The sequence below is a fragment of the Nocardia sp. CA-107356 genome, assembly GCF_050946365.1.
Classification (GTDB): domain Bacteria; phylum Actinomycetota; class Actinomycetes; order Mycobacteriales; family Mycobacteriaceae; genus Nocardia.
The window spans coordinates 237,229-261,296 of record NZ_CP191992.1 but is presented as its reverse complement, the minus strand read 5'-3'; the positions used below and the strand labels follow the sequence as shown (position 1 = coordinate 261,296).

The following is a 24,068-nucleotide window of genomic DNA, read 5'->3' as shown; positions in this document are numbered from 1 at the left end:
GTGTGTCGCCACGGGCGCTGGCTGCGCACAAGTTGCTCGTGTCCATGGCCGCACCCCCGTCACGGCGTGTTCGCGGCCTCTTGGTGGCCTGCGTCCGAGCGGCCGAGACTCGCACCTGCGTCGCGTGCACTTCGACCACTCGGACGTATGCCGGGTGGCTAACGCCACATGCTCGATCTCGCGTCGCTCGAAACCCGGTATCTGCATCCGGACAACTTCCAGCGAACAGTCGCCGGTCGCGAAAACGCCGAGGGGTGGCGGCGGTTCGTGACCCGAACTGCTGACCGGTAGCCAGCGGGATGGAAAGGTGGGGGGTATGACAAAGGTGAATCTCGAAACCAACTACGGACCGATCGTGCTGGAGCTCGACGACGCGAAGGCACCGGGCACCGTCGCGAACTTCGTGGATTACGTGAACGCGGGCCACTACAACGGCACCATCTTCCACCGCGTGATTCCGGGTTTCATGATCCAGGGCGGCGGCTTCACCCCCGAGATGCAGCAGAAGGGCACCCAGGCCCCGATTCAGAACGAGGCCAACAACGGCCTGAAGAACAACAAGTACACCGTCGCGATGGCCCGCACCAACGACCCGCACTCGGCCACCGCGCAGTTCTTCATCAATGTCTCCGATAACGACTTCCTGAACCACTCGGCGCCGACCCCGCAGGGTTGGGGCTACACGGTCTTCGGCCAGGTCGCCGAGGGCACCGAGGTGGTCGACAAGATCGCCGCGGTCTCCACCGGCTCGGCGGGCATGCACCAGGATGTGCCGCGCGACGCCGTCATCATCGAGTCGGCGGCCACCGCCTGACTTCCGCTGCCACGGAACAGAAATCGGGCCGCTCCCCATTCGGGGAGCGGCCCGATTCCGTCTTCGGACTTCAGGTGCGGCTGTTCGTCAGAGCGGGAGGAGGTGGTGTTTACGCGGGTTGCGAGCGAGCCTTTTATCGCGCAGCAGGTGCAGGGCGCGCCGTAGTTCCAGGCGGGTGGCCGACGGTTCGATGACGGCGTCGATGTAGCCACGCTCAGCGGCAACCCACGGCGTGGCCACGGTCGCGTTGTAGAAGCCGATCATCTGCTGACGCACCGCGGCGCGCTGCTCTTCCGGGGCCGCCTCGATCTGCTTGCGGCCGATGAGGCTGACCGCGCTCTCCGCGCCCATCACCGCGATCCGTGCGGTCGGCCAGGCCAGATTCACGTCCGCACCAAGCTGTTTCGAGCCCATCACGGCGTATCCACCGCCGTAGGACTTGCGGATCACCACAGTCACCTTGGGCACGGTGGCCTCCACATAGGAGAACAGGAAGCGGCCGCCGCGCTTGATGACGCCGATCTTCTCCTGTTCTACGCCGGGTAGGAATCCCGGTGTGTCCACCACGAATACGAGCGGAATCTCGAACGCGTCGCACATACGCACAAAGTGCGCCGCCTTATCGGAAGCCCTGGCGTCGAGCGCACCGGCGTACACCATCGGCTGATTCGCGACCACGCCGACGCTGCGCCCGTCGACCCGTGCGAATCCGGTGATGACATTGCGCCCGGCCGCGGCGCCGATCTCGTGGAAATCACCGTCGTCGAAGATGCGCAACAGGATGTCGTACATGTCGTAGGCGGAGTTATCCGAGTCCGGCACAATCGAATTCAGTTCCAGATCCGATTCGGTGATCTCCGGCTCCAGACCGGGATTCACGACCGGGGGTCGCTCCTGGCAACTGGTCGGCAGAAACCCCAGATACGACCGCACCCATTCGAATGCGGTGGCCTCATCCTTGGCCACATGATGGATATTGCCGTACTGCGCTTGACTGTGCGCGCCGCCGAGTTCCTCGAGACTCACGTCCTCGCCGGTGACCTCACGGATCACAGCGGGCCCGGTGACGAACATGTACGCCTCTTCGGTCGCCACCACCACATCGGTATTGATGGGCGCGTAAACCGCACCGCCAGCGCACTTGCCGAGAATCAACGACACCTGCGGCACCATCCCCGACAGCGGCTCGGCGCGAGTCCCGAGCTCGGCATACCAGGCCAACGAGGTCACGGCCTCCTGCACGCGCGCACCGCCGGAATCGTTGATGCCCACCATCGGGCAGCCGACCTTCGCGGCGTACTCCATGATGTTGGCAACCTTGCGGCCGAACATCTCACCAACTGAACCGCCATAAACGGTCTGGTCGTGTGAGAACACCGCGACCGGACGCCCCTCGACCAGACCGTGCCCGGTGATCACGCCATCGCCGTACAGCGCGGACGGATCACCCGGCTTACGCACCAGTGCACCGATTTCCACGAAGGTACCCGGATCGAGCAGCATATTGATCCGTTCGCGGGCGCTGGGAATGCCCTTTTTGACCCGCTTCGCCACCCCTGCTTCGCCCGCCGGTTCCTGCGCTAGTTCCAGTCTTTTGCGCAGGTCGGCGAGCTTCTCGGCAGTAGTGCTCACTTGGCCCCTCTCATCAGGTACACCCCTAGGGGGCAATCACAGCAAGTTTCGCGGTGAGGTCGGCTCCGATCTTTCCGATCCGCGGCTCGTCAACGATCTGGAGGTGGTCACCCGGGATATGAATAACCTCTAGGTTGGGAATGTATTCATCCCAACCACCATTGGGTCGACGATGCGCGTAGCGAGGCTCCAACTCGATCATGCCGTCGTGATAGCGATCCGCGAGGTACAGCACCACATTGCCGTCGTATTGCGTCGGTGTGGTCTTCGACAGGTGCCGCCCTTCGATCCATGAGGTGCGCTGGTGTTCGAGCACACCACCCGGAATCTTGGTTCCGCTGATCTTGATCAGATCGCTGATCATCTTGAACTGTTCCTCATCGGAGGCCGCGGCCAGCGTCTCCAACTGTTCGCGATCCAGCTCACCTTCCACGCCGTAGGTCTTCTTCGCGAATACCTGGTAGCGCTCGATCCGGCGCAACCGCTCCTCGGGGCTGTTGTCTTCACCCTCGGTCGGGATGGCCAGGTCGATCAGGCCGACGACGCGCACATCGGCGCCCTCGGCCCGCAGCAGCTGGGCGACCTGCAGCGCGAACACCGCGCCGAGCGACCAGCCGTACAGCACGTAGGGGCCATTGCCCTGGATCTTGCGGAGTTCGGGCAGGTACTGGCGCGCCCGCTCGACGATATCGCCCTCGACGCGCTCGAATCCGTACATCGGGGTGTCGGCCGGAAGCCGCTTCAGCAGCGGTTCGTAGACCAGCGTGTTGCCGCCCGACGGGTGGAATACGAAGACCGGCACGGCATTCGAGCCGTCCGGGCGCGCCCGCAGCGGACGCACGAAGCCATCCACATCGGCACCGCTGTCCTGCAGATCACGCACGATATCGGAGAGCTGCTCGATGGTCTCGCAGTCCAGCACATCGTCGACGGTGACCTCGGCCTTGACCCGCTCGGTCAGTCGGGTCGCCAACTTCTCGGCGACCTCCTCCTCCAGGATCGGCAGGGTATTGAAGATGCCGCCCGCCGACTTGCCGGTGACGATCGCCCAGGTGGCGAAGGTCAACCGCTCGGCGCCATCGCGCGGCGGCACATCGTACTCATCGACCGCGGGCTGACCACCGAAGATCGCGGCAGCAGGAGCCGCGGCGACAACCGCCTCGGCCGCACTTTCGACGGTGGTGTCCTCGGCGTCGAGCGCCCGCTCGATCGAAGCTTCGTTCGCCTCGGCGGCGGCCACCTGCTCCGGCGACGCGGGCGTGGGAACAGCGGTGCCAGCAGCGGCACCGGTGATGCCCGCGGCCGTCTCGGCCTCCGCGACAACAGCCTCGGCCTCCGCCTCCACCGAGGTGTTCTCGCCGTTCAGCGAAACCCCTTCGGCTTCGGCGGCTTTCGCTACCGCGGCGGCGGGATCATCACCCGCCGCAACGGCCGCGCGAGCCGCGGCGATGAATCCGCCGTCGACCGCGACCTCCTCGCCAGCGGCCTGCTTATCCGCCATCGCCTGCACCTCGTCGCGGTGCTCGATGGCGTAGTGCAGCACCTTGCCTACCTCGTTCAGGTTGGCGTCGCGCACGGCCTGGACCTGCAGCTGCGGAATATCGAATTCGTATTCGACCCGGTTCTTGATGCGCATGGCCATCAACGAGTCGAGGCCGAGTTCCATCAGCGGGATCTCCATCGGCAGATCCTCGACCGCATAACCCATCGACTCGGCGACGATCAGCGCCAGCCGCTCCTCCAGGGTCTGCGTGCCTTCCGGATCCCAACGCTCACCGAAGGTTTCGACGACCTCGATATCCGCGGCATCGGTGGTCGCGACCTCGGTGCTCGAAACCGCCGCAGCGACAACGGGTTCGGGCAGCGGCGCACCCGAAACGACGACGGCCTCGAACACGAGCTGGAAGCTCGCACCGGCGCGGGCATGCACCTGCACCGACGCACCACCGAGATGCGGCGTCAGCGTGGTGGTCAGCGTTCCGGTGGTCGGCAGCACCGAATGCGGGATCGACGCGCCGAGCGAGACATCGCTGAGCACCTGTGCCGCAGCAGTTTTCACCAGCACCGCGAGATCGGTAACGGCCGAGGCCTGGACCTCCCACACGTACCGCCCGTCGGGCAGCGCGACATGCGCACCCGGCACACGAGCGTTACCGCTGCCGCTGGCCATCTTCGCCTTGGGCCAGTACTGCTTGCGCAGGAATGCGGTACGCGGAATATCGGCGTACTCGCCAGCAGGCAGCAGCGACGACAGATCGACACGGTGCCCGTGCACGTAGAGCTGGCCCAGTGCGGCGATGACGCCCGCCGACTCGTCTTCCTTGCGCTTGAGTGTCGGAATGAGTTGCGCGTCGTGCACGCCCGCCGCGAATGTCGTCCCCAGGACCTGCATCAGCGCAACGGAATTCGGCGCCAGCTCCAGGAAGGTGGTGTGCCCGGTATCCACTGCGAGCTTCACCGCATTGGTGAAGTACACCGCGTGGCGCATGTTCTTGACCCAGTAGTCCTCGTCGTGCACCGGATCACTGCCGGGACGGTAGAACTCTTCCTTATTGACGGTCGAGTACAGCCCCGCCTTCAACTTGGTCGGCTCGATACCGGCCAACTCGGCCGCCAACTCACCCAGCAGCGGATCCATCTGCGAGGTGTGCCCGGCACCGCGGGTCTGCAGTACGCGAGCGAACTTGCCCGCCTCTTCGACCTTCGCGACAATCGCCGCTACCTGATCCTGCGGGCCGCCGATCACCGTATTGGTCGGCGCCGCGTACACCGCGCACTCCACATCCGGATAGTCGACCAGCATCGCCTCGATATCGGCGGCACTCAGCTCGACCAGCGCCATATTGCGCACATCGTCATCGCTGATCATCGCCTCGCCCTCGCCCATCAGGCGCGAGCGGGCGCAGATCACGCGCACCGCATCCTCGAGCACGAGACCACCGGAGATGTAGGCCCCCGCCACCTCACCCATCGAATGGCCGACCACCGCATCGGGTTGGGCGCCGTGCGCACGCAACAGCGCGGCCAGACCGATCTGAATGGTGAAGATACCGACCTGCGAGGTGCCGACGTTGTAATCCTGTGCATCGTCCAGGATCATCTCGCGCACCGAATATCCGGCCTCGTCCTGCACCAACTCGTCGACCTCGTCGACGGCCTTGCGGAAGATCGAATTCTCCAGGTAGAGCTGCTTACCCATCTTGCGGTGCTGCGCACCGAATCCGGACAGCACCCAGATCGGGCCATTGGCGGCGGGGGCGTCCGCGGTGAACACACCGGCGCCCGGCTTACCCGCAGCAATGGCACGCAGACCAGCGACGGCCTCCTCACGGGTCTTGGCCAACACCACGCCGCGCGAGCGCGCGTGACTGCGCTTGGCCGTCGACCGGGCCACATCCGCCAGCGGAACATCGCGACCCGCATCGGATTCCAGCCAGTCGGCCAGATCCGCGGCGGCGCGGCGGCGCCGCGAGGGCAGGTAGGCCGAAACGGCGATGATCACCGGCAGCGGCTCTGCCCGCTCGGTCGACCATTCGGGTTCGGGCGCTACAGCTGCTGCGACCTCGACGATCTCGGCGGCTTCCTCGATCACATCGGTCGACTCTTCATCGACATCCGCGGCCACCGGCTCGGCGGCAGCGACCGGAGCCGCGGCGGCTGGCACGTACTCCTGCAGCACGAGGTGCGCATTGGTACCACCGAAACCGAAGCCGGAAACGCCGACCGTCGCGGTGCCGCTGTAGCGGGGGAACTCCGTCGGCTCGGCGACGACCTGCAAATGCGCCTGGTCGAACGGAATGTACGGACTCGGACCGACGTAATTGATGCTCGGCGGCAGCACATTGTGCTGGAACGCCATGACCACCTTGGCCAGGCTGGCCGCGCCCGCACCGGACTCCAGGTGACCGAAGTTGGATTTGGCCGAACCGAGCAGCGCGGGCTTATCGTCATCGCGACCACGGCCCACTACCCGGCCGAGCGCATCGGCCTCGATCGGGTCACCGATCGGGGTGCCGGTGCCATGCGCCTCGATGTAGTCGACCGTCGACGGTGCGATGCCCGCATCCCGATAGGCCCGGCGCAGCACATCGGCCTGCGCATCCGGATTCGGCGCGAGCAGACCATTGGACCGGCCGTCATTGTTGACCGCGGAACCCTTGATCACCGCGTAGATCTTGTCGCCGTCACGCTCGGCGTCCGCGAGGCGCTTGAGTACGACCAGACCACCGCCCTCGGAGCGGATCATACCGTCGGCATCGGACGAGAACGCCTTGATCCGACCGTTTTTGGCGACACCGCCATTGCGGTCGAAGCCGAGCGTCGCCATCGGCGAGAGCAGCATATTCACGCCACCGGCAAGCGCCAGATTCGAATCGCCGTCGCGCAGCGAGCGCACCGCTTGGTGCACGGCAACCATCGTGGACGAGCAGGCGGTGTCGATCGCGACCGACGGACCGCGGAAGTCGAAGAAGTAGGAGACCCGGTTGGGGATGATGCTGGAAACGCTGCCCATGATGGCGTACGCCTCGGCCGAGGCGGGCACATTCGGATCCGGCGTGCCGAGCCCGAGTGCGGCGATCAACTGGAATTCGTTGCTGGACGAACCGATGAACACACCGACCGGCGCACCCTTGAGCTCACTCGCCGGAATCCTGGCGTGCTCCAACGCTTCCCAGGTCAACTCCATCGCCAGGCGCTGCTGCGGGTCGACCCGTTCGACCTCGATCGGCGACATCGCGAAGAACTCCGCGTCGAAGCCCTTGACGACCTCTTGGTCGAGGTAGCCGCCCAGGGTGTTGCCCTCGGCAACCGCCTCGGCAACCGCGGGTTCACTGGTGAACTCGTCCCACCGGCCCTCGGGCCGCTCCCGGATCGCGTCACCGCGGTTGATCAGGAATTCCCAGGTCGACTCGGGCGTATCGCCCGCACCGGGCAGTCGCGTCGACAGGCCGACGATTGCGATATCGTGCGCCGCACCCGGCTGGTACCCGGCCGTATAGAACGAGTCGTCACCCGACTCCTCCGGCAACTCGGGCTCACCATTGATGACGACTTCGGCCAGCGATGCGATGGTCGGATGCTGGTAGACGATCGTCGCCGTCAGCACCACACCGGTCAACTCTTCGATATCGCCGCCGAGGGCGAGGGCATCGCGGGAGGCCAGACCGAACTCCTCCATCGGCCGGTCCACCGTGATCTGCTCGATCGGTTGTCCGGTCGCGTCGGAGACCCAGCGCCGCAGCCACTCCCGTAGCTCCGTGACGGACATATCGGTCGTCGCGGCCGGTTTCGCGCCGGATTGCGCAGCCTCTCCGGCGTCGGCGGTATCGATCGCGTCCGTCTCGGCGAGCACGATCTCGGTGGTCTGGGTGGGCGTGCCCTCGTTGTCAGCCATCAATTCCTCAAGCTACCTGTCTGCGTACCGGGCGCGCCGTGAATTGACGCCTGGCGTGGGAAGGGCCCGCCGCGCGTCGACGATCGGGCCGATCCTGCTGAAACGACCTGCGAGCAGCCACTGCTGATCGTTTCGAGCGATCAGCAATCGCTACGGCGCCAGCCTCGGACAATTACTCTTCCGGTGCATCGGGGAAGGCCTGCTGGGTGTAACCGCCCCGCAGCGTTCCCTCCAGATAAGCAGTCTTGCAGGCGCGTCGAGCGATCTTGCCGCTGGAGGTCCGTGGAATCGACCCGGCGGGTACCAAGAGCACGTCGCGCACCGTCACACCGTGGCGCTGGGATACCGCCGCGCGGGCCGCGTCGGCGATCGGTAGCGGATCGGCCTTACCGGCGCCCGGCCCGCGCTCGGCCACGATGACGAGCTGTTCGGAAGCGTCGTCGGCATCGAAGCTGAGGCCCGAATGGCTGCCCTGTTCGAATACCTCGGCGGGCAGCTGGTTCGCCGGCACCGAGAACGCGGCGACGAAGCCCGGCCGCAGCGCCTTCGAAGCCTCCTGCGCGGAGAATTCGAGATCCTGCGGGTAGTGATTGCGGCCGTCGACGATCACGAGGTCCTTCACCCGCCCCGTGATGTACAGCTCGCCTTCGAAGTAGACGCCGTAGTCGCCGGTGCGCATCCAGTTCGCCTCGGGTGCGGTGCCCTCGGCGCGGCTGCCCTCGGTGAGGCGATCGGCGACCCTGTTGTGGAAGGTCGCGGCGGTCTCGTCCGGACGACCCCAGTAGCCGATGCCCATATTGTTGCCGTGCAGCCAGATCTCACCGACCTGACCGTCGGCCAACTCGTGCCCGCCGCCGTCGGAATCGACGGTTTCCGGATCGACGATGGCCGCCCACTGCGACAGCGCCACATAACCGCAGGAGACCTGCGCGATGGCGTTCTCGGCGCCCTGCTCGACCTTGACCATGCGACCGGCGTTGAGCTCGTTGCGGTCGACGTAGACGACCTTGGCTTCGTCCTCGGCCTTGGTCGCGGAGACGAACAGCGTCGCCTCGGCCATGCCGTAGCAGGGCTTGATCGCGGTCTTGGGCAGGCCGTACGGGGCGAACGCGTCGTTGAACTTCTTCATCGACGAGGTGGTCACCGGCTCACTGCCGTTGATCAGCCCGATCACATTCGACAGGTCCAGCGATTCGCCGTTCTTGGGCAGACCACGCGCGGCGGCATGTTCGAATGCGAAGTTCGGTGCGGCGGCGAAGGTTCCGGCGCCGTCGTTGGCGGCGGCCAGTTCCTTGATCCAGCGGTACGGGCGGCGCACGAACGCGCTCGGCGACATGATGGTGATGTACTTGCCGCCCACCGCGGGCAGGATCACCGTCAGCAGACCCATATCGTGGAACAGCGGCAGCCAGGTGACACCGCGCGAGTTCCAGTCCAGGTTGATCGCGTCGACCATCTGCAGCAGATTGGTGCCGACCGCCCGGTGGGTGATCTCGACACCGGCCGGGACACGAGTGGAGCCCGAGGTGTACTGCAGGTAGGCGATGTCATCGACGGCGACATCGGGACGCACCCAGCTCTCGCCGACGGCGTCCGGAATCGCGTCGACCGCGATGATGCGCGGACGCTGCGCGGCGGGCAGCGAGCGGAAGAACTGGCGCACACCGGCCGCGGAGGAGCTTGCGGTCAGAATGGCCGCGGGTTCGCAGTCGCCGAGCACCGCGTGCAGGCGGTCGGTGTGGCCCGGCTCGTCCGGGTCGAAGAGCGGAACCGAGATGGTGCCCGCGTAGATCGCGGCGAAGAAGGAGATCACGTAATCCAGGCCCTGCGGGGCGAGGATCGCGACCCGGTCGCCCGGGTTGGTCACCTGCTGCAGTCGAGCGGCCACCGCGCGCAGCCGAACACCGAACTCACGCCACGTCAGCTCCTGCGCCTCACCATCACGCTCACGCGAGTAATCGATGTAGCGGTACGCGAGGGTGTTCGCGTCGTTGCGTGTGTGCTTCTCGACGTGATCTACCAGGGTGTGGTCATCGGGAATACGGATGTTCCCGGTCTCATCCAGGTAATCGTCGAAAGTCTCTTCCATTCCTTCATCTCCTCCGAGGCACACGCAGCAAGACGGCGACATCGCCGCTGTTACCTGTGAGGCCCCGACTCGCTATCGCCGCGGGTGCTCTACATGCGAGAGCCAGCCTGCAGATTTTATTGCGGTCTGCGCGGTAGACCGCTATCGGCTAGATGTTCTCAAACCAGAGTCATGTTACAGAGAAGGCCGGGTCACTCCCCCCGCAGCAGCGGAATAACGGGAGCGAACGCGTCCATCTGGGTGGGAAACACACCGACATAGGACATCGATGTGAGTTGCCGCACCTGACGGATCTGTTCGGCGATCTCCTCGAATGTGCCGATCGCCACATAGGGCGAGGCGAGGATGTCCTCGACCGACAGCTTGACGTCCACCTCGAGGTCCGGGTGCAGGCCGCGGTCGATGGCGGACAGGGCCATCTCGGCGGTCTTCTCCCGATCGTCGGTAATGACGATCGCGGTGATGGCCCAGTTCAGCTCGATATCGGCGAAACGATCACCCGCCGCTTCCTTGATCAGGTTCACCTTCTCGATGGTCTTCTCCAAGGTGATGCCGGAGAGCAGACCCTTGCCGTTCTTGGTGGTGACCGGAACGACCGAGATGATGTCGGCGTGCTTGGCGGCCAGGCGCAGCATCTTCGGTCCGCCACCGCCGGTACAGATCGGCGGACGCGGCCCCTGGCGCGGCCGTGGCGTGCCCTTGACGCCGTGCACCTGGTAGTACTTGCCCTCGAAGGTGCATTCCTGGCCACGCAGCAGCACATCGAGGATGCTCAGCGTTTCGTCCAGCTTCGCGAGCCGGACGCCCGGCGCCTCGTACGGCAGGCCGGCGGCGACGAATTCGTCCTGCTTCCAACCCGCGCCGATGCCGACCTCGAGGCGGCCCTTGGACAGCACATCGATGGTGGCGAGGTCCTTGGCCAGCACCACAGGGTGCCGGAAACCGTTGGCCAGCACCGAGGTGCCCAGCCGGATCCGCTCGGTGGCCTGGGTCAGCGCGCCGAGCGCGGCGATCGGGCCGATCTGGTCACCCAGGTGATCCGGCACGACGAAGGTGTCGAAGCCGTACTCCTCGGCCTGCTGCGCCGTCTGGATGAACTTGCGGGCCCCGCCTTCTTGCTTATTTCCCTCGCCCGCCGCCGCGAAGCGGAAGGATCGCAGAGGAGTGCCCAGCGCGGTCAACTCAGCATCCGCTTGACGGCTCGCCGTGGTGGCCGGTGCGGCGGCTTCTGTCATGAACTCATGCTCCTGGCTGTAAGGAAAATGTAGGCGCGACGCCGGGCCACACGTGCCCACGCTTTTATGGGCACGGTTCAGCCCGCGTCGCGATCATCAGGCGCACTTTACAGCGTGCGACGGAACTCCAGTGCGGTTGTCACAGCACCGCGCGCTCGAACACAGGTCGAAGCGCGCGTTTGCTGTGTCATCTCACGAATGTGCGGGATGCGGGGCCCCTTCGATCAACCCATCGGCCCAGCTCACCGTCCACTGCGTGGCGGTCGTGCCATCGCCGTCGACCACGTAGCCGTTGTACAGACTGTGCACCGGGTTGCCCACCGCGCGCATCAGGGTCATCACACTGCCCACGATGTTCAGGGGGCTCAACGCATCACGTGGTGAATCGCAGATCATGTCGCCCGGCGCGCAGATGGTGTAAGTGCGGTCGGCGAGCGAACCGAACCCACCCGAGCGCACACCGGTCATCGTGATCCCCGGAACCTTCAATCCGTTGAGCGCGACTTCCGCGCCGACTCCCGTCGGAGCGGTGCCGATCTGGATGGCCTGGCCGGATCCGTTGTCACCGGTGCGGCGGCCATCGGCGATCAGCGTCACACCGAGCACCTTGTCCGCGGGTACCGGTCCCTTGCCGGCGGCGATCTGACTGGCGATATCGCCCGCGATCACCGCGCCCTGGGAGAATCCGGCGAGCACATAGGTGGTCAGCGGACAGTCGCGAGACCTGCTCGCCATCATGTCGACCATGCGCTGGGAACCCTCGGAGCGGCTGTTGTTATAGGACTGCTGGCCGTCCGGCGGGATCGCGATCGGATTGGAGAACTGCGCGACGTACGGGACGGTGTAGACATCGAGCCGCCCGGCCGGGAACTGCTGCGCTACCGGCCCGGAAACGTTGAGCATCAACGAGATCGGATTCGCCGTCGGATTGTGCGGATCGTCGTTGCTATTCGATTCCCAGGTGCCAGGTACCGAGATCATCTGCACATCGGGACACCAGGCCGGTTGCGAGGTCGGCGGTAGCGGCGGCGGCTTCGGGCCCGGCTTCGGCGGGCGCAGACGGCCCGCCAGCACGAACCACAGCACCACCGCGATGATGACGACGAGCACGACGAGCCCGATGAAAATCAGACATCCCGCCGGTTTACCGGGCCGACGGGACATCGAACCGCGACGCGCACTCACTGGCAGTACGTCGCCTTAGCCGTATCGATGTAGATCCTTCCGGCCTTCTCCACCGGCATCTTCGCCGGATCGAAGGACGGGTCCGATCCGGCCATCGCGGTGACGAAGGTCATCAGGTCCTGGTCGGACGCATTCGCCGCGACGCCCTGGCAGACGTAGGTGCCGATGCTCAGCGCGATATCCGGCGACGAGGTGGCGACGCCAGCGGCCTTCAGCGCGTCCAGGAACTTCTTGTCCTTATCGGTGAGCTTGGAGGTGTCCTCGGTCGGGACGGCGTTGGTCGGGACCGGCTGCGGGCGCTCGGGCGTCGCCGTATCGGCGGTCGTCTGCGCGGGCTCGGGAGCCTGCGACTGCTGTCCGGTCGCACCGGTGCTGGCCGATGCGGTGGTCGACGGCGCTGCCGTCGTGCTGTGTGCCAGCGTCGGCGTGTTCGACGCCGTCGAATCGTTATTGCCGCAAGCGGCGAGCAAGCCGGTAGCGGCGATCCCCACGACTACGCCGATAACCTTTCCACGGGTCCGATGCATGAATTCGTGTCCTCGATCTGTTCGCTAAAGGGTCGGGTCGCCACCCAGGCTAGAGGAAAGCCAGCACTGGCGACTGCTCGCAGGTCGCTAGTAAGGGTCGGCGGTCACAGTTGATCAGTAAACAGACCGGTCGGAACTAAATGCCGTGGACTTCGGGTTTGCCATCGCGCACGGTGATGAATCCGGTCTGGAAATTCTGCTGATAGCCCCCCGGAATGGCGAACTCGTCACTGGTCGGATACCCGAGCCTGCCGTTCTCATAGCCGACCACCGACCACATATCCATGATCGGACCCGAACGCACCGGCCACGCGCCCGAGAGCGGACTCCAGTAGATATTTCCGGCCTCGAACTTGCTGTAACGGCCGAAATCCTTCGATGGGGTCTCATCCGAGGTAGGGAAGCCGAGTTGGCTGTTCTCGTAACCCAATTCGGCATACTTGCCCAGGATCATCCCCTGCATCTGGTGCGCGCCGGTCTTGCCGCTGTAGTAGAACAGGCCGTTCTCGAAGGACTGGACCACACCGTCCCTATTGGGGGTCTTGGCCTCCGGCGCCGTGGGATATCCGGCCGGACCGCTCTCGAAGCCCTGCCTACCCCAGTCGTCGAGAATCGCGCCGTGCACCACCTGGGCGCCGGTCCGCGGGGTCCAGTAGAGCATCCCGTTCTGGAAGGTCTGCATGCGTCCGCGGCCGTCCGGCAGCCCGCGCTCATCGCCGGTCGGCAGTCCCAGCGAACCGCCCGGCCCCAGCGCCGCCTGGTAGCCGCCGCCGATCATGCCCGCGACCGGATGTGCGCCGTCGGACTGCGAATAGAAGACCCGGCCACCTTTGAAGTCCTGTGCGATGCCGCCCGCCACCGGATACTCCCCGGTCACACACTCCCCGAGCCAGCCGCTGTCGCCCGCGAGCGCGCCGATCGCGCCAGCTGTCCGACACGCCTGTTTATTCGGATCGACACCGAGCGCCGCCGCGGCCTGCGGCCAGGACTGGCGCATCTCGAAATCCCAGTACGGCCACGAATGAGTGCCGGACGCACGGTAATTCACCTGGGCTGGGATGGATAGCTTGCCCAGTTTGGCCACGAAGTTCTGTGAGGTCAGCCGGGACAAGATCTCCAACCCCATACCCGCGTAATTGGTGCTGACCCCCGGAATGCCGCTGGCCTGGTCGAACTGACCGATCGAGCCATTGCCGCTGGAGATGTAGAGGCTGACGCCCTTGAGCTTGTCCGCCAGCGCGTAGGGGTCGTGACCGTCCCATTCCGGGCCGCCCGGCGGACCCCACATGGCGGTCGAGTCGAATCCGCCCGCATCGCGCAGGGCGAACTGGATCGCCTGCGGCATACCGAGCGTCGTCGTGGTCAGCACACCCGAGTGCGATGCCGCGTATTTCACGAAGTTCGGATTGCGCCCGGCCAGGAACATCGCGGCCGTGCCGCCCATCGAAATACCCTCCACACCACGGACATCCGTGGTCCGCCACTGACTCTCCAACAGCGGCGGAAGTTCCTTGGTCAGGAAGGTCTCCCACTTGTAGTTGTGGCCGTTGTTCGGCTGTAGCCAGTCGGAGTAGAAGCTGGACTGACCGCCGACCGGCAGCACCACCGTGACGTTCTTATCGGCGAAGAAATCCACCGCACCCGCCTCGTGGGTCCAGCCGTTCTCGTCATCGGTGGCACGTAGACCGTCCAGCATGAACAAGGCCGGGAATCTGGCCTCGGGGTGGGTATTCCAATCCCGCGCCAGCAACAGCTGCACCTGGACGGGCGCGGCCATCGACGGCGAATTGATCCACAGCGCGACCCGCCGATCGGTGAGCCATACCACCCGCTGCACCGTCGGGCCCGCGGCCGGAGCGACGGCGGGCTGCGCGTTTGCGGGTGCGGTAATCGGGGAAAGACCTGAGGCGAGCGGAATCACAACGGCAATGGCGAGCAGCGCGACCCGACCACGGGCCACACGTCCGCTACGCCGCCCGCGTTGCCCCCATCTGCCGCATTCAGCTCCTGCCACAAGAGTTTCCTACCCTCGCTACCTCCCAGTTCCCGGGAGGACACGCGGACAGCCAACCGCACTGTCTGATTCAGCGACCCCGAAAAAGCAACAGGGAGCCGGAAACAGCAAACGGCGCCGTCTGCTTCCGGTCGAAGCAAACGGCGCCGTTCGGCGTCTATACCGCTAGATCACCAGCCGCCGGTGGCGTCGAGGATGCCGTTGCGGGAGTTGAACAGCTCACCTTCCCAGTACTTCCACGAGTGCGTACCCGCGGCCGGGAAGTCGAACTGCGCCGGAATACCGAGCGAGCCCAGGCGGGCCTGGAACGCGCGGGTGTTCACCAGCGAGAGCGCTTCCAGCGCCATACCGTTGGCGGTGTTGAAGTAGCCGACAGCGGAATTCGGTCGGTCGAACTGACCCGGCAGACCGCTGGCCGCCGAGATGTACATCGGCAGACCCTTCAGCTGCGGGGCGAATACGAACGGGTCCATCCGCAGCCACTGCGAGCTCCACGGCGCGGCCATCGAGTCGACGTTGAAGCGGCCCGCGTCCAGCATCGCGATGCGGATCGCCTCACGCATACCCGGCGCGGAGATGTTCAGGTAGCCCGAGTAGGAGGCGGCGTACTTGAACTGGTCGCGGTGGTAGGCGGCCAGCGCCAGCGCGGCCGAGCCGCCCATCGACAGACCCACGATCGCGTTGTTGGTCCGGGACACACCGTAGCCCGCGAGGAAGTCCGGCAGTTCCTTGGACAGGAAGGTTTCCCACTTGTATGTGGTCTTCTGTCCGTTGGTGTTGCTCGGGCTGTACCAGTCGGCGTAGAAGCTCGACTGCCCGCCGACCGGCATGATCAGCGAGATGTTGTCGTTCTTGAACTGATCGAGGGCGTTCGTCTCGAACGACCAGGCATTGCGGTCGTCGCGCGCGCGCAGACCGTCGAGCAGGTAGACCGCCGCGTCGCCGCCGCGTGCTGCCCACTGCACCTGGACCTTGATCGGGCCCATCACCGACGGGACCATCAGGTCCTCGAAGCCGCCCGACGGCGTCCGCATTGCGGGGCCGTGGACCGGTGCGGCCATGGCGACGGTCGGGCCCGTCACGCCTGCGGCGATCGGCAGCGCTAACGCAGCGGCACCGACACCCAGAATTCGACTACGCCAACCGCGAGGATTGCCTCGCCGTCCCGACTTGGTTCTCTTCGGCGCGGCCGCCCTGCCGAAACGCATGAATCCTGCTCTCTTTCTGCTGTCGTGGTGCCACCCGTAGCCCGCGAGGGCCGGGCAACACCCGTGCTGCCAACGAGACGCGCGTCACATGCGAACCGGTACCCGACATTCCGGCACAAGAAACGGCGCTACAACGATCTGGTCACACACTTGCGCTCGCTGGAGGTTATTCGACGTGCGAAGTCTTAGCAAGACCGGGGTAATCGAGTGGCCGAATTCCGCCCGTTCACAAGCTGTGATCGTGCGGTGACCTTAGCGCGTTCGGCCGGAGATGTCGTGTCGGAACGGGAATTTCGAACAAAGATTAGGGGCCACTAGGGGCACTCGAATCGATCACCCGAGGTTCGCACTCAGATCCGACAGCATCTCGAATACCTGGTCGGCCCAGTAGGGCCGGTTGTGCACGCCGACCGCCGTGTAGTCGAAGACCGCGTTGCTAGGGCCGAGCGAGTCCAGCCGAGCCCGGAAGGCACGGGTATCGGCCAGCGCGATCGTCTCCAGCGCCAGCGCATTGCCCAGATCGTAGGCGTTGATCGGGTAGTTGATCACATCACGCGCGGCCGTGGTGGCCACTGCCCGAGGAGATCCACAGCCGAGTTCCGTTCGCGCGCAGCAGCGGTGCGATCACGAACGGGTCGTTGCGCAGCCAGCGCGAATCCCACGGCGGACCCCACATGGCGTCGATGTTGAATCCGCCGGCGTCGAGCAGCGCCAGCCGCAGCCCCTCGCGCATACCGGGCGCGGAGATATTCAGATAGCCCGAATACGAACCGGCATAGCGGAATTGGTCCGGGTGATGGGCCGCGAGCGTAAGCGCCCGCGCTGCCACCGATCGACAGTTCGAAGACGCCGTTGCCGTACGGATCGAAGCCGAGCCGGTCGCGCAATGCCCAGCGCAAATTCTGGGTCAGGAACGTCTCCCAGGCGGACGCGGTCCGCTGACCGTTGGTATTGCTCGGTGCGATCCCCTCCGAATAGAAGCTCGATTCCCACCGATCGGCATGACCACGTTGATATCCCATTGCGACAGCACCCGGTAGATCTCGGTGTCGACCTCCCAGCCGCTGAGGTCGTTGCGGGCGCGTAGGCCGCCGAGGGCGTAGACGCGCGATGGGCGTTGCCGTCGTTCGCGCGGAAGATGCGGGTCTTGATCGGGCCCATGCTGGAGTCGACCCACAAGACGTGTCCGGCCGGGTTGAACGCGGCTGTGGCCGGTGCGCCGAGACCCGCGGCGGCGACGGCGACGGCGAACGGCAGCGTCAACGCGAGGGCCACACCAGCCACCGACTGCCTAGCCAACGCTGCCGCAGACACTGGTTACCGACCCGCATATTCCGCCAGATCGCATCGATTCGACCGTTCGCCCGCGCGATCACCGTTGATCGCCGCTGTTGAGCCTGCGGATCGACACTCGGCACCGATACGTCCCTCGCACCGAAGATCTCGGCGTTATCGCTCCTCTATAGGCAGATATTCGAGACGCACCGGGACACAAGCGGCCGCGATGACGGATCGTGATGAAATTCGCAGAATTACCCGCGCGGGCTCACCCTACGGACGTCCTCCGCATATCCGGCACCGAAACTCTTTCGCCAGCGACCATCCAGCCAACAGTCGGCAAATATCTCGATACGGACGAAACAAACAAAGCCGCCCAGCGCATACGCACCAGGCGGCTTGTTCCTCACAACGCAACTCAGCCGATGTTGGCGGACAGGTCCGGAATCATCCGATAGGCCTCATCCTGCCAATTGGTCCACGCATGTAAACCGGCGGGCGGGAACGAATACACCACGTTCTGCGCCCCCAGCGACATCATGCGGACCTGGAATGCCCTCGTATTCGCCAAGGCGAGCGCCTCCAGCGGCGAGCCCTTGATGAGACGATCCGCGGCAACCGGGAATGGGATATTCAGATCCTCGGCCATCGGCAGCCCACTACCGGCGGCGACCCAGACCCGGGTGCCGTTCCCGATCAAGCGCGGCGCGAAGACGAACGGATCCATCCGCAGCCACTGTGGACCCCATGGCGGCGCCATCGAGTCCACGTTATAGCCACCCGCGTCGAGCATCGCCGTCCGAATTGCCTCCCGCATGCCCGGCGCCGAAATGTTGAGGTAGCCCGAGAACGAACCGGCAAAGCTGAACTGATCCGGGTGATAGGCCGCCAGCGTCAGCGCGGCACTGCCACCCATCGACAGACCGAACACACCATTGCGAGTCGACCTGAAGCCCAAACGATCCCGCAGTGCCGATCGCAGTTGCTGGGTCAGGAACGTTTCCCAGTCGTAGCGATAGCTCTTGCCCGGCCCTGCCATGAAGGCCTCCGTCGCACCGGATCCGGTGGACGAACCTGCCGAACCCGGTGTGATGCCGAAGAAGTTACTCGGCGCGTTCCAGTCGGCGTAGAAACTCGACATGCCGCCGACCGGCAGCACCACATTGATATTCCAGCTCGCGAGGATCTCGGGGACGTTGGTCTCGATCTCCCAGCCATTGAGGTTCTCCGGTGCCCGCTGGCCGTCGAGCACATAGACCACGCGGTTCAAATTGCCGTCCGCCGCGCGCAACACGCGGGACTTGATCGGGCCCATCACCGGGGAATCGACCCAGAAGTCGAAGGCCGCGGGATTGAAGCCCGCCGATGCGGTGGCACCGCTGCCCGCGATGGAGATCCCGAGCGGTAAGAGCATGGCCGTCGCCACGCCGAGCACCCATTTCTGCGCCCAGGAACCACTGGCCGCCCGGGTGGAGGCACTGGCTGAGCTTCGCGGCCTACGTTTCCAGCGCACACTTCGCATTCGACTCGACCTTTCGTCCGGACGGCCAGTCAGCAAATTTTGTGCAATCTCGACTGGTCTCCTCATCGGGCATAAAAGCGGATGATCCTACTCAAAATGGATATTCCACCTGTATGCATGCTCTCCGTATATCAATCGTCAAACGAATGCCTCTATGTTGCTGGAGAGTGGACGACCGTACAACCACCAAAGGCATCCCGCAGCTGATTCGTTGTCAACCAGGGTTACGGACTGATATCGAGCAAACGAAAAACCGCCCGGTGTGCGAACACACCGGGCGGTTTCGAGCAGGTCGAGCTAGATCAACCGATATTCGCGGAGAGGTCCGGAATCATGCGGTAGACCTCGGACTCCCAGTTGTGCCAGTTGTGGATGCCGACCGACGGGAAGCTGTAGGTGACATTCTGGGCACCCAGCGTCGCCATCCTGACCTGGAAGGCCCGGGTGTTGACCAGTGCGAGCGCCTCGAGCGGCGTGCCCTGGATGACGTCGATCGGCGAGTTCACGTCGCCCGGACCGGGCAGCGCACTACCGGCGGCGACCCAGAGCTTGGTGTTGTTCTGGATCAGTCGCGGCGCGAAGACGAACGGGTCCATGCGCAGCCACTGCGGGCCCCACGGCGGCGCCATCGCATCGATGTTGTAGCCGCCCGCACTGATCATGGCGAGGCGCAGCGCCTCGCGCATACCCGGCGCGGAGATGTTCAGGTAGCCGGAATACGAACCGGCATAGACGAACTGGTCCGGATGGTAGGCCGCCAGCGTCAGCGCGGCGCTGCCGCCCATGGACAGACCGAACACACCATTGCGGTTCGGGCTGAAGCCGAGACGGTCACGCAGCGCGTTGCGCAGGTCGCTGGTGAGGAAGGTCTCCCACTTGTAGGTGTTCGACTTGCCGAGGGTCTCGTTCCACCCCGAGGAGCCCGTCATCGCGGAACCGGACGAGGAGCCGTTGGCCGAACCCGACGAACCGGTGCTCAGGCCGAGGAAGTTACCGGGCCCGTTCCAGTCGGCGTAGAAGCTCGAGGGTCCGCCGACCGGCATAACGACGTTGATATTCCACTTGGTGAGCTCACGGGCAACCTCGGTCTCGGCCTCCCAGCCGTTCAGGTCACCGCGGGCCCGCATGCCGTCCAGCGCGTACACCACGCGCCCGGTGTTGCCATCCGCCGCGCGGAAGATCCGCGACTTGATCGGCCCCATGCTGGAGTCCACCCAGAAATCGAAAGCGTCCGGGTTGAACGCCGCCGACGCGGAACCCGCCGGACCTGCTACTGACACCCCGAGCGGCAGCAAGATAGCCAGCGACATCAGCACCGACCGCTTGAACCACGAACCGGCTCCGCGGGTTCTCAGACGTCCATTCTGCGTCTTTCGCCCGATCACGCCTCGCATCTAGTTTCGGCCTTTCGTTATGCGGCCGTGTCTCGACCGCTTCTCTACGTTGACCGCTCAGGTGCGCCCATGTCGAATCGGACACCCCAGCGGGCGTACTCACGTACCCTATCGCTTCATCGATGTGCTGGCGTTATCAAAAAGAGATAAAGCGATATGCGACACGTTTATTGTCGCAGGTCAATGGGACAACTGGGCTCGAGGAGGTCCATGAGCCCAGTGTGACTGGAGATGCTAGCCCGCGAACCCCGGATACGTGCTGGCTGCCCCTTCGAGCGACCTGCAAGTCGCTAGCGTTGCGGCTGCGGATACGGGTCGACAAGTCCACACCGCTCGATCTCGTACTTCGGCACACGATCGATCCGGTACTTCGCGAACCGCAACGCATTGCGCAGGTTGTGCTCGAAACGTTCGAAGGTGAGCGGATCCCGGTAGGAGATCATCAGCGCCACGGTATCCGGGCACGTCATCGCGGTACGGGCCTGGGTGACCCACTTCTCGTCCATGTACCAGGGCATCCACGGATGCCGATCGACCATGCCGGTATCCACCACGACCCAATCCGGATACAGGCTCTTGTCGTGCCCGATCCGGCCGTCGGTGAGCCGGTCGGTATGCGCAGCCAGCGGATAGGCCAGGCCCATCTGATCGATGACGCGCACGTCCAGCGGGACGTTCATGCTGGTCATGCCGAGGTTCAGGAAGTAGACGGTATGTCCGGCGCCGCCATCGGGAATCGGCTGCGGCGGGGGCGCGATGTACCAGAACATGAACGACGGCGAGTTGATCAGCAGGCCGCCGTCGGGGGTCTCGGCGATGTTGTTCACCATGGCCCGGATGCGCGGATAGTCCAGGTAGTCCTCGGCCAGGATCGGGTGGTCGTGGCCGGTATTGAGGACGTAGTAGACGCGTTCGTCGACGATGCCGGACGCGCTGATCTTGGTACCGGTCTTGATTGCCGTGGTGTTGGCCGCGAACAGCGCCCAGCCAGCAGTGCCGAGCATTGCGAACAGAATCACCGCGAAGGACCAGTCCCGGGCCGTCGCCGCGCGCAGACCGCCTTGGCGGTCGAAGGAGGCGAGCGGCAACCGGACCGGCACCACGGCGACCGGCAGCAGCAGGCAGAACAGCTGCGGCAACAGCATTCGGCCGTGCATGAAGTCGCCGCCGACGCGCAGAGCGTAGACGGTGAGCACGAATCCGCTGCCGAGCATGAGGGTGACGACCGCGCTCGGCGTGCGCAGCCATTCGCGCACGCGGCGCACCGTCCAGCGGCGCTGCTCGTCCGAAGCGGGCTCGTCCGCGGTTTCGGTGCGGGTCGAACGGGCCGCGACCACACCGGCGACCAGCAGCACGAGCAGCGGCACCCACAGGTAGTACGGCCCGACGAGATCCCAGAGGTATTTGAAGCCCTGACCCCACTTGGCGCCGCCCGCGTCCTTGGCGACCGCGGTATTCGGGTAGGGCAGGCCGTAGTAGCCCATCCGCCAGACCTGGTAGCACATCGGCACCAGTCCGGCGGCAGCAACGATCGAGCCGCGCAACACGATCGGGTGCACCCGGGACTTCGGCATCGGGGCCAGGAAGATCATCATCAACGCCAGCCCGCCGACCAGGGTCATCTCCGGACGGATCAGCGGAGCGAGTCCGGCCAGAAACACCAGACCGAACAGCGCGGGCAGTTTCACCCGCTCGATCTGGGTCCAGCGGATCAGCTGCCACCACAGCAGGCCGAGCCAGCAGATGACCAGACCACTCTCCAGTCCGGAAGTGGCGTAATCGCGCGCCGGTGGCACCGCGATGTAGACGAGCACGCCCGCTGGCAGCAGGAGTGCGGTCTTGGTGCCGCCCCACAGTCGGGCGGCACCGAGCATGGCGAACACGATCGCCAGCATCGAGACGGTCAGCGCGACGCCGAGTACGACGTACTCGAGCCGAGCCCTGGTGAGCCAGCTGAAGAACCACACCAGATAGGTCCATGCGGTACTGGTGTTGGTTTCGACGCGCTCGCCCTCATTGAAGACCGGCCCATTGCCCGCCAACAGATTCCGCACCGTGCGCAGCACGATGAGGCCGTCGTCGGCGATCCAACGCCGCTGCCAGGCGCCGACCGTGAAGAGCACGACGGTGAGCGCGATCCCACCGACGAAGGTGGCTCGGGATAGCCGCACGGACCGCAAGCCGGAACGAGCCGACCTCTCGGTCGGCTCCTCCGTTGCTAGTTCTGTTCGCTCCACTCCCTCTACCAACAGTTCGTCAGGTGAGATAGACAGCGACACCTACCGCTCCGATCCAGGCGATTGCGAGGAACTGGAGGATGCGATCCCCCAGTGCGATCTCTTCGGGTTCACCGGCCTCGCCACCATCGACGTCGACCGCGTAACGCAGGATTGCGATCGTAAACGGAATCATCGAAATGGCAAACCAATTGGTGTGTTTCAGATTGTCCTGTTGGAACGCCCACAGGCCGTAGAACACCACCACTGCCGTCGCGGCGAGGGTCCAGATGAAGCGCAGGTAGGTCGGTGTGTAGTACTCGAGCGACTTGCGGATCTTGGCGCCGGTGTTCAACGCGATCTGCAGTTCCGCGTAGCGCTTGCCCGCGGCCATGAACAGCGAGCCGAACGCCATGATCAGCAGGAACCATTGCGACAGGTCGATATTCGCGGCAGCGCCACCGGCGACGGCGCGCAGCAGGAAGCCCGAGGACACGATGCAGATGTCCAGCACTGCCTGGTGCTTGAGGCCGAAGCAGTAAGCCAGCTGGATGCCGATGTAGACGGTCATCACCACGGCCAGATGCCACGAGGCGAGGAACGATCCGGCGATCGATGCCAGCAGCAACACCACCGACAGCGTGTAGGCCAGATTCACCGGGACGATGCCCGCGGCGATCGGGCGGAACCGCTTGGTCGGATGCGCCCGGTCGGCCTCCACATCGAGCGCGTCGTTGACCAGGTAGATACCCGAGGCCGCCATGCAGAAGACCACGAAGGCGATGCCGACATGGCCGAGCACGCTCAGCTCGCTCGCGGTATCCGGACCCGCGGCCAGCGGCGCGGCGAGCACCAGCACGTTCTTGACCCACTGGCGCGGCCGGACCGCCTTGAACAGCCCACCGGCCAGTGTCTTGGGTGGGCCCTTGACGACAGCTTCGGCTAGGTCGGTGCTGGTCGGCTCTTCACTCATGTCAACCAAGGTCTTTTCTTGTGCGGTCACTATCGAGTCTCTTTTCGGCGGCAAGCACAACAGCGGCGGACGCGGCGCCGAGCGCGGAACCGGCGAGCACGTCGGAGGGATAGTGCACCCCGAGCACAACCCGGGAGAGCAACATCGGTGGGACGAGCACCGCAGGCAAGGGTAGCCCGGTCAGTCTTCCGAGCAACACCGCCGCCGCCGTGGTGGAGGTGGCATGTGAGGACGGGAAGCTCAGTTTGCTCGGCGTCGAGACGTTGACCTGCACCGATGGATCGTTCGGGCGGGGCCGCCGGACAATGCGCTTGATCACGATCGATGCGGCGTGCGCGCCGACCGCGCCGACCGCGACCCCGGCCCACTGCCGACGCCGCGGCTTGTCGACGAGCCAGCCCGCCGCGGCGATGCCGACCCAGCCGAGCGCATGCTCACCGAAGTGCGACATGCCACGGGCCGCCTTGATCACCTCAGGCTTGCCGCCGATGGCGGCCTGGACCGCGTTGATGATCTTGACCTCGGGGGGCTGCTGCCCCGACGGGACCGCGGACACCGGACCGCCGTGGCCATTCGCACTTGGCGT

The 24,068-nt window shown here is 65.2% G+C and carries 16 protein-coding genes; 1 reads left to right on the top strand and 15 read right to left on the bottom strand.

Features of this window, described 5'->3' with window-relative positions; all coding sequences use genetic code 11:
* Nucleotides 1-316: 316 nt before the first annotated feature.
* Complete coding sequence (locus ACQP1G_RS01190) at nucleotides 317-814, top strand: peptidylprolyl isomerase (protein ID WP_433197504.1); 498 nt, start codon at nucleotides 317-319, stop codon at nucleotides 812-814.
* Nucleotides 815-901: 87 nt separating this feature from the next.
* On the opposite strand, the gene ACQP1G_RS01185 is transcribed toward ACQP1G_RS01190, so the two are convergent.
* The 15 genes from ACQP1G_RS01185 to ACQP1G_RS01115 all read right to left on the bottom strand — a co-directional run bounded on the left by ACQP1G_RS01185 (nucleotide 902) and on the right by ACQP1G_RS01115 (nucleotide 24,038).
* Complete coding sequence (locus ACQP1G_RS01185; RefSeq protein ID WP_433197502.1) at nucleotides 902-2,446, bottom strand: acyl-CoA carboxylase subunit beta; 1,545 nt, start codon at nucleotides 2,444-2,446, stop codon at nucleotides 902-904.
* A 25-nt stretch (nucleotides 2,447-2,471) separates the two neighbouring features.
* Entirely contained in the window at nucleotides 2,472-7,841 is a 5,370-nt protein-coding gene (pks13, locus tag ACQP1G_RS01180) for a polyketide synthase Pks13 (RefSeq protein WP_433197500.1), read from the bottom strand.
* A 172-nt stretch (nucleotides 7,842-8,013) separates the two neighbouring features.
* Nucleotides 8,014-9,930, bottom strand: a complete 1,917-nt coding sequence (gene fadD32 / locus ACQP1G_RS01175) for a long-chain-fatty-acid--AMP ligase FadD32 (RefSeq protein ID WP_433197498.1) — start codon at nucleotides 9,928-9,930, stop codon at nucleotides 8,014-8,016.
* Nucleotides 9,931-10,121: 191 nt separating this feature from the next.
* Nucleotides 10,122-11,165 (bottom strand): LLM class F420-dependent oxidoreductase, encoded by a 1,044-nt coding sequence (locus tag ACQP1G_RS01170; RefSeq protein ID WP_433197496.1) that lies wholly within the window; start codon nucleotides 11,163-11,165, stop codon nucleotides 10,122-10,124.
* 192 nt (nucleotides 11,166-11,357) lie between these two features.
* Nucleotides 11,358-12,329: a cutinase family protein gene (locus tag ACQP1G_RS01165; RefSeq protein WP_433209501.1), complete on the bottom strand. Its 972-nt coding sequence runs from the start codon at nucleotides 12,327-12,329 to the stop codon at nucleotides 11,358-11,360.
* Nucleotides 12,330-12,346: 17 nt separating this feature from the next.
* Nucleotides 12,347-12,877 carry a DUF732 domain-containing protein gene (locus ACQP1G_RS01160; RefSeq protein WP_433197494.1) on the bottom strand — a complete coding sequence of 177 codons (531 nt, stop codon included), beginning with the start codon at nucleotides 12,875-12,877 and terminating at the stop codon, nucleotides 12,347-12,349.
* A gap of 136 nt (nucleotides 12,878-13,013) precedes the next feature.
* Nucleotides 13,014-14,891 (bottom strand): alpha/beta hydrolase-fold protein, encoded by a 1,878-nt coding sequence (locus ACQP1G_RS01155; protein WP_433197492.1) that lies wholly within the window; start codon nucleotides 14,889-14,891, stop codon nucleotides 13,014-13,016.
* A gap of 170 nt (nucleotides 14,892-15,061) precedes the next feature.
* Entirely contained in the window at nucleotides 15,062-16,099 is a 1,038-nt protein-coding gene (locus ACQP1G_RS01150) for an alpha/beta hydrolase (RefSeq protein ID WP_433197490.1), read from the bottom strand.
* Between the two features lie 333 nt (nucleotides 16,100-16,432).
* Nucleotides 16,433-16,672, bottom strand: coding sequence for a hypothetical protein (locus ACQP1G_RS01145; RefSeq protein WP_433197488.1), 240 nt, complete (start codon nucleotides 16,670-16,672; stop codon nucleotides 16,433-16,435).
* Nucleotides 16,650-16,928 (bottom strand): alpha/beta hydrolase-fold protein, encoded by a 279-nt coding sequence (locus ACQP1G_RS01140; RefSeq protein WP_433197486.1) that lies wholly within the window; start codon nucleotides 16,926-16,928, stop codon nucleotides 16,650-16,652. The genes ACQP1G_RS01145 and ACQP1G_RS01140 overlap by 23 nt, the downstream gene beginning before the upstream one ends.
* A gap of 867 nt (nucleotides 16,929-17,795) precedes the next feature.
* A complete protein-coding gene (locus tag ACQP1G_RS01135; RefSeq protein ID WP_433197484.1) occupies nucleotides 17,796-18,899 on the bottom strand; it encodes an alpha/beta hydrolase in 1,104 nt (367 codons plus the stop codon).
* Nucleotides 18,900-19,201: 302 nt separating this feature from the next.
* Nucleotides 19,202-20,209, bottom strand: a complete 1,008-nt coding sequence (locus tag ACQP1G_RS01130; RefSeq protein ID WP_433197482.1) for an alpha/beta hydrolase — start codon at nucleotides 20,207-20,209, stop codon at nucleotides 19,202-19,204.
* A gap of 374 nt (nucleotides 20,210-20,583) precedes the next feature.
* Nucleotides 20,584-22,542 carry a flagellar motor control protein ZomB gene (gene zomB / locus ACQP1G_RS01125; RefSeq protein ID WP_433209498.1) on the bottom strand — a complete coding sequence of 653 codons (1,959 nt, stop codon included), beginning with the start codon at nucleotides 22,540-22,542 and terminating at the stop codon, nucleotides 20,584-20,586.
* A gap of 7 nt (nucleotides 22,543-22,549) precedes the next feature.
* The gene (locus ACQP1G_RS01120; RefSeq protein ID WP_433197480.1) at nucleotides 22,550-23,482 is read right to left on the bottom strand and encodes a decaprenyl-phosphate phosphoribosyltransferase; all 933 of its coding nucleotides are present in this window, start codon (nucleotides 23,480-23,482) and stop codon (nucleotides 22,550-22,552) included.
* A gap of 1 nt (nucleotide 23,483) precedes the next feature.
* Nucleotides 23,484-24,038, bottom strand: coding sequence for a phosphatase PAP2 family protein (locus tag ACQP1G_RS01115; RefSeq protein ID WP_433209495.1), 555 nt, complete (start codon nucleotides 24,036-24,038; stop codon nucleotides 23,484-23,486).
* Nucleotides 24,039-24,068 lie beyond the last annotated feature (30 nt).

Excerpts from the sequence above, each read along its gene's own strand:
- ACQP1G_RS01160 (WP_433197494.1), bottom strand. The coding sequence starts at position 12,877 with ATGCATCGGACCCGTGGAAAGGTTATCGGCGTAGTCGTGGGGATCGCC.
- ACQP1G_RS01190 (WP_433197504.1), top strand. The coding sequence starts at position 317 with ATGACAAAGGTGAATCTCGAAACCAACTACGGACCGATCGTGCTGGAG.
- fadD32 (WP_433197498.1), bottom strand. The coding sequence starts at position 9,930 with ATGGAAGAGACTTTCGACGATTACCTGGATGAGACCGGGAACATCCGT.
- pks13 (WP_433197500.1), bottom strand. The coding sequence starts at position 7,841 with ATGGCTGACAACGAGGGCACGCCCACCCAGACCACCGAGATCGTGCTC.
- ACQP1G_RS01165 (WP_433209501.1), bottom strand. The coding sequence starts at position 12,329 with ATGTCCCGTCGGCCCGGTAAACCGGCGGGATGTCTGATTTTCATCGGG.
- ACQP1G_RS01130 (WP_433197482.1), bottom strand. The coding sequence starts at position 20,209 with ATGTCGCTGGCTATCTTGCTGCCGCTCGGGGTGTCAGTAGCAGGTCCG.
- ACQP1G_RS01170 (WP_433197496.1), bottom strand. The coding sequence starts at position 11,165 with ATGACAGAAGCCGCCGCACCGGCCACCACGGCGAGCCGTCAAGCGGAT.
- ACQP1G_RS01120 (WP_433197480.1), bottom strand. The coding sequence starts at position 23,482 with ATGAGTGAAGAGCCGACCAGCACCGACCTAGCCGAAGCTGTCGTCAAG.
- ACQP1G_RS01150 (WP_433197490.1), bottom strand. The coding sequence starts at position 16,099 with ATGCGTTTCGGCAGGGCGGCCGCGCCGAAGAGAACCAAGTCGGGACGG.
- ACQP1G_RS01135 (WP_433197484.1), bottom strand. The coding sequence starts at position 18,899 with ATGCGAAGTGTGCGCTGGAAACGTAGGCCGCGAAGCTCAGCCAGTGCC.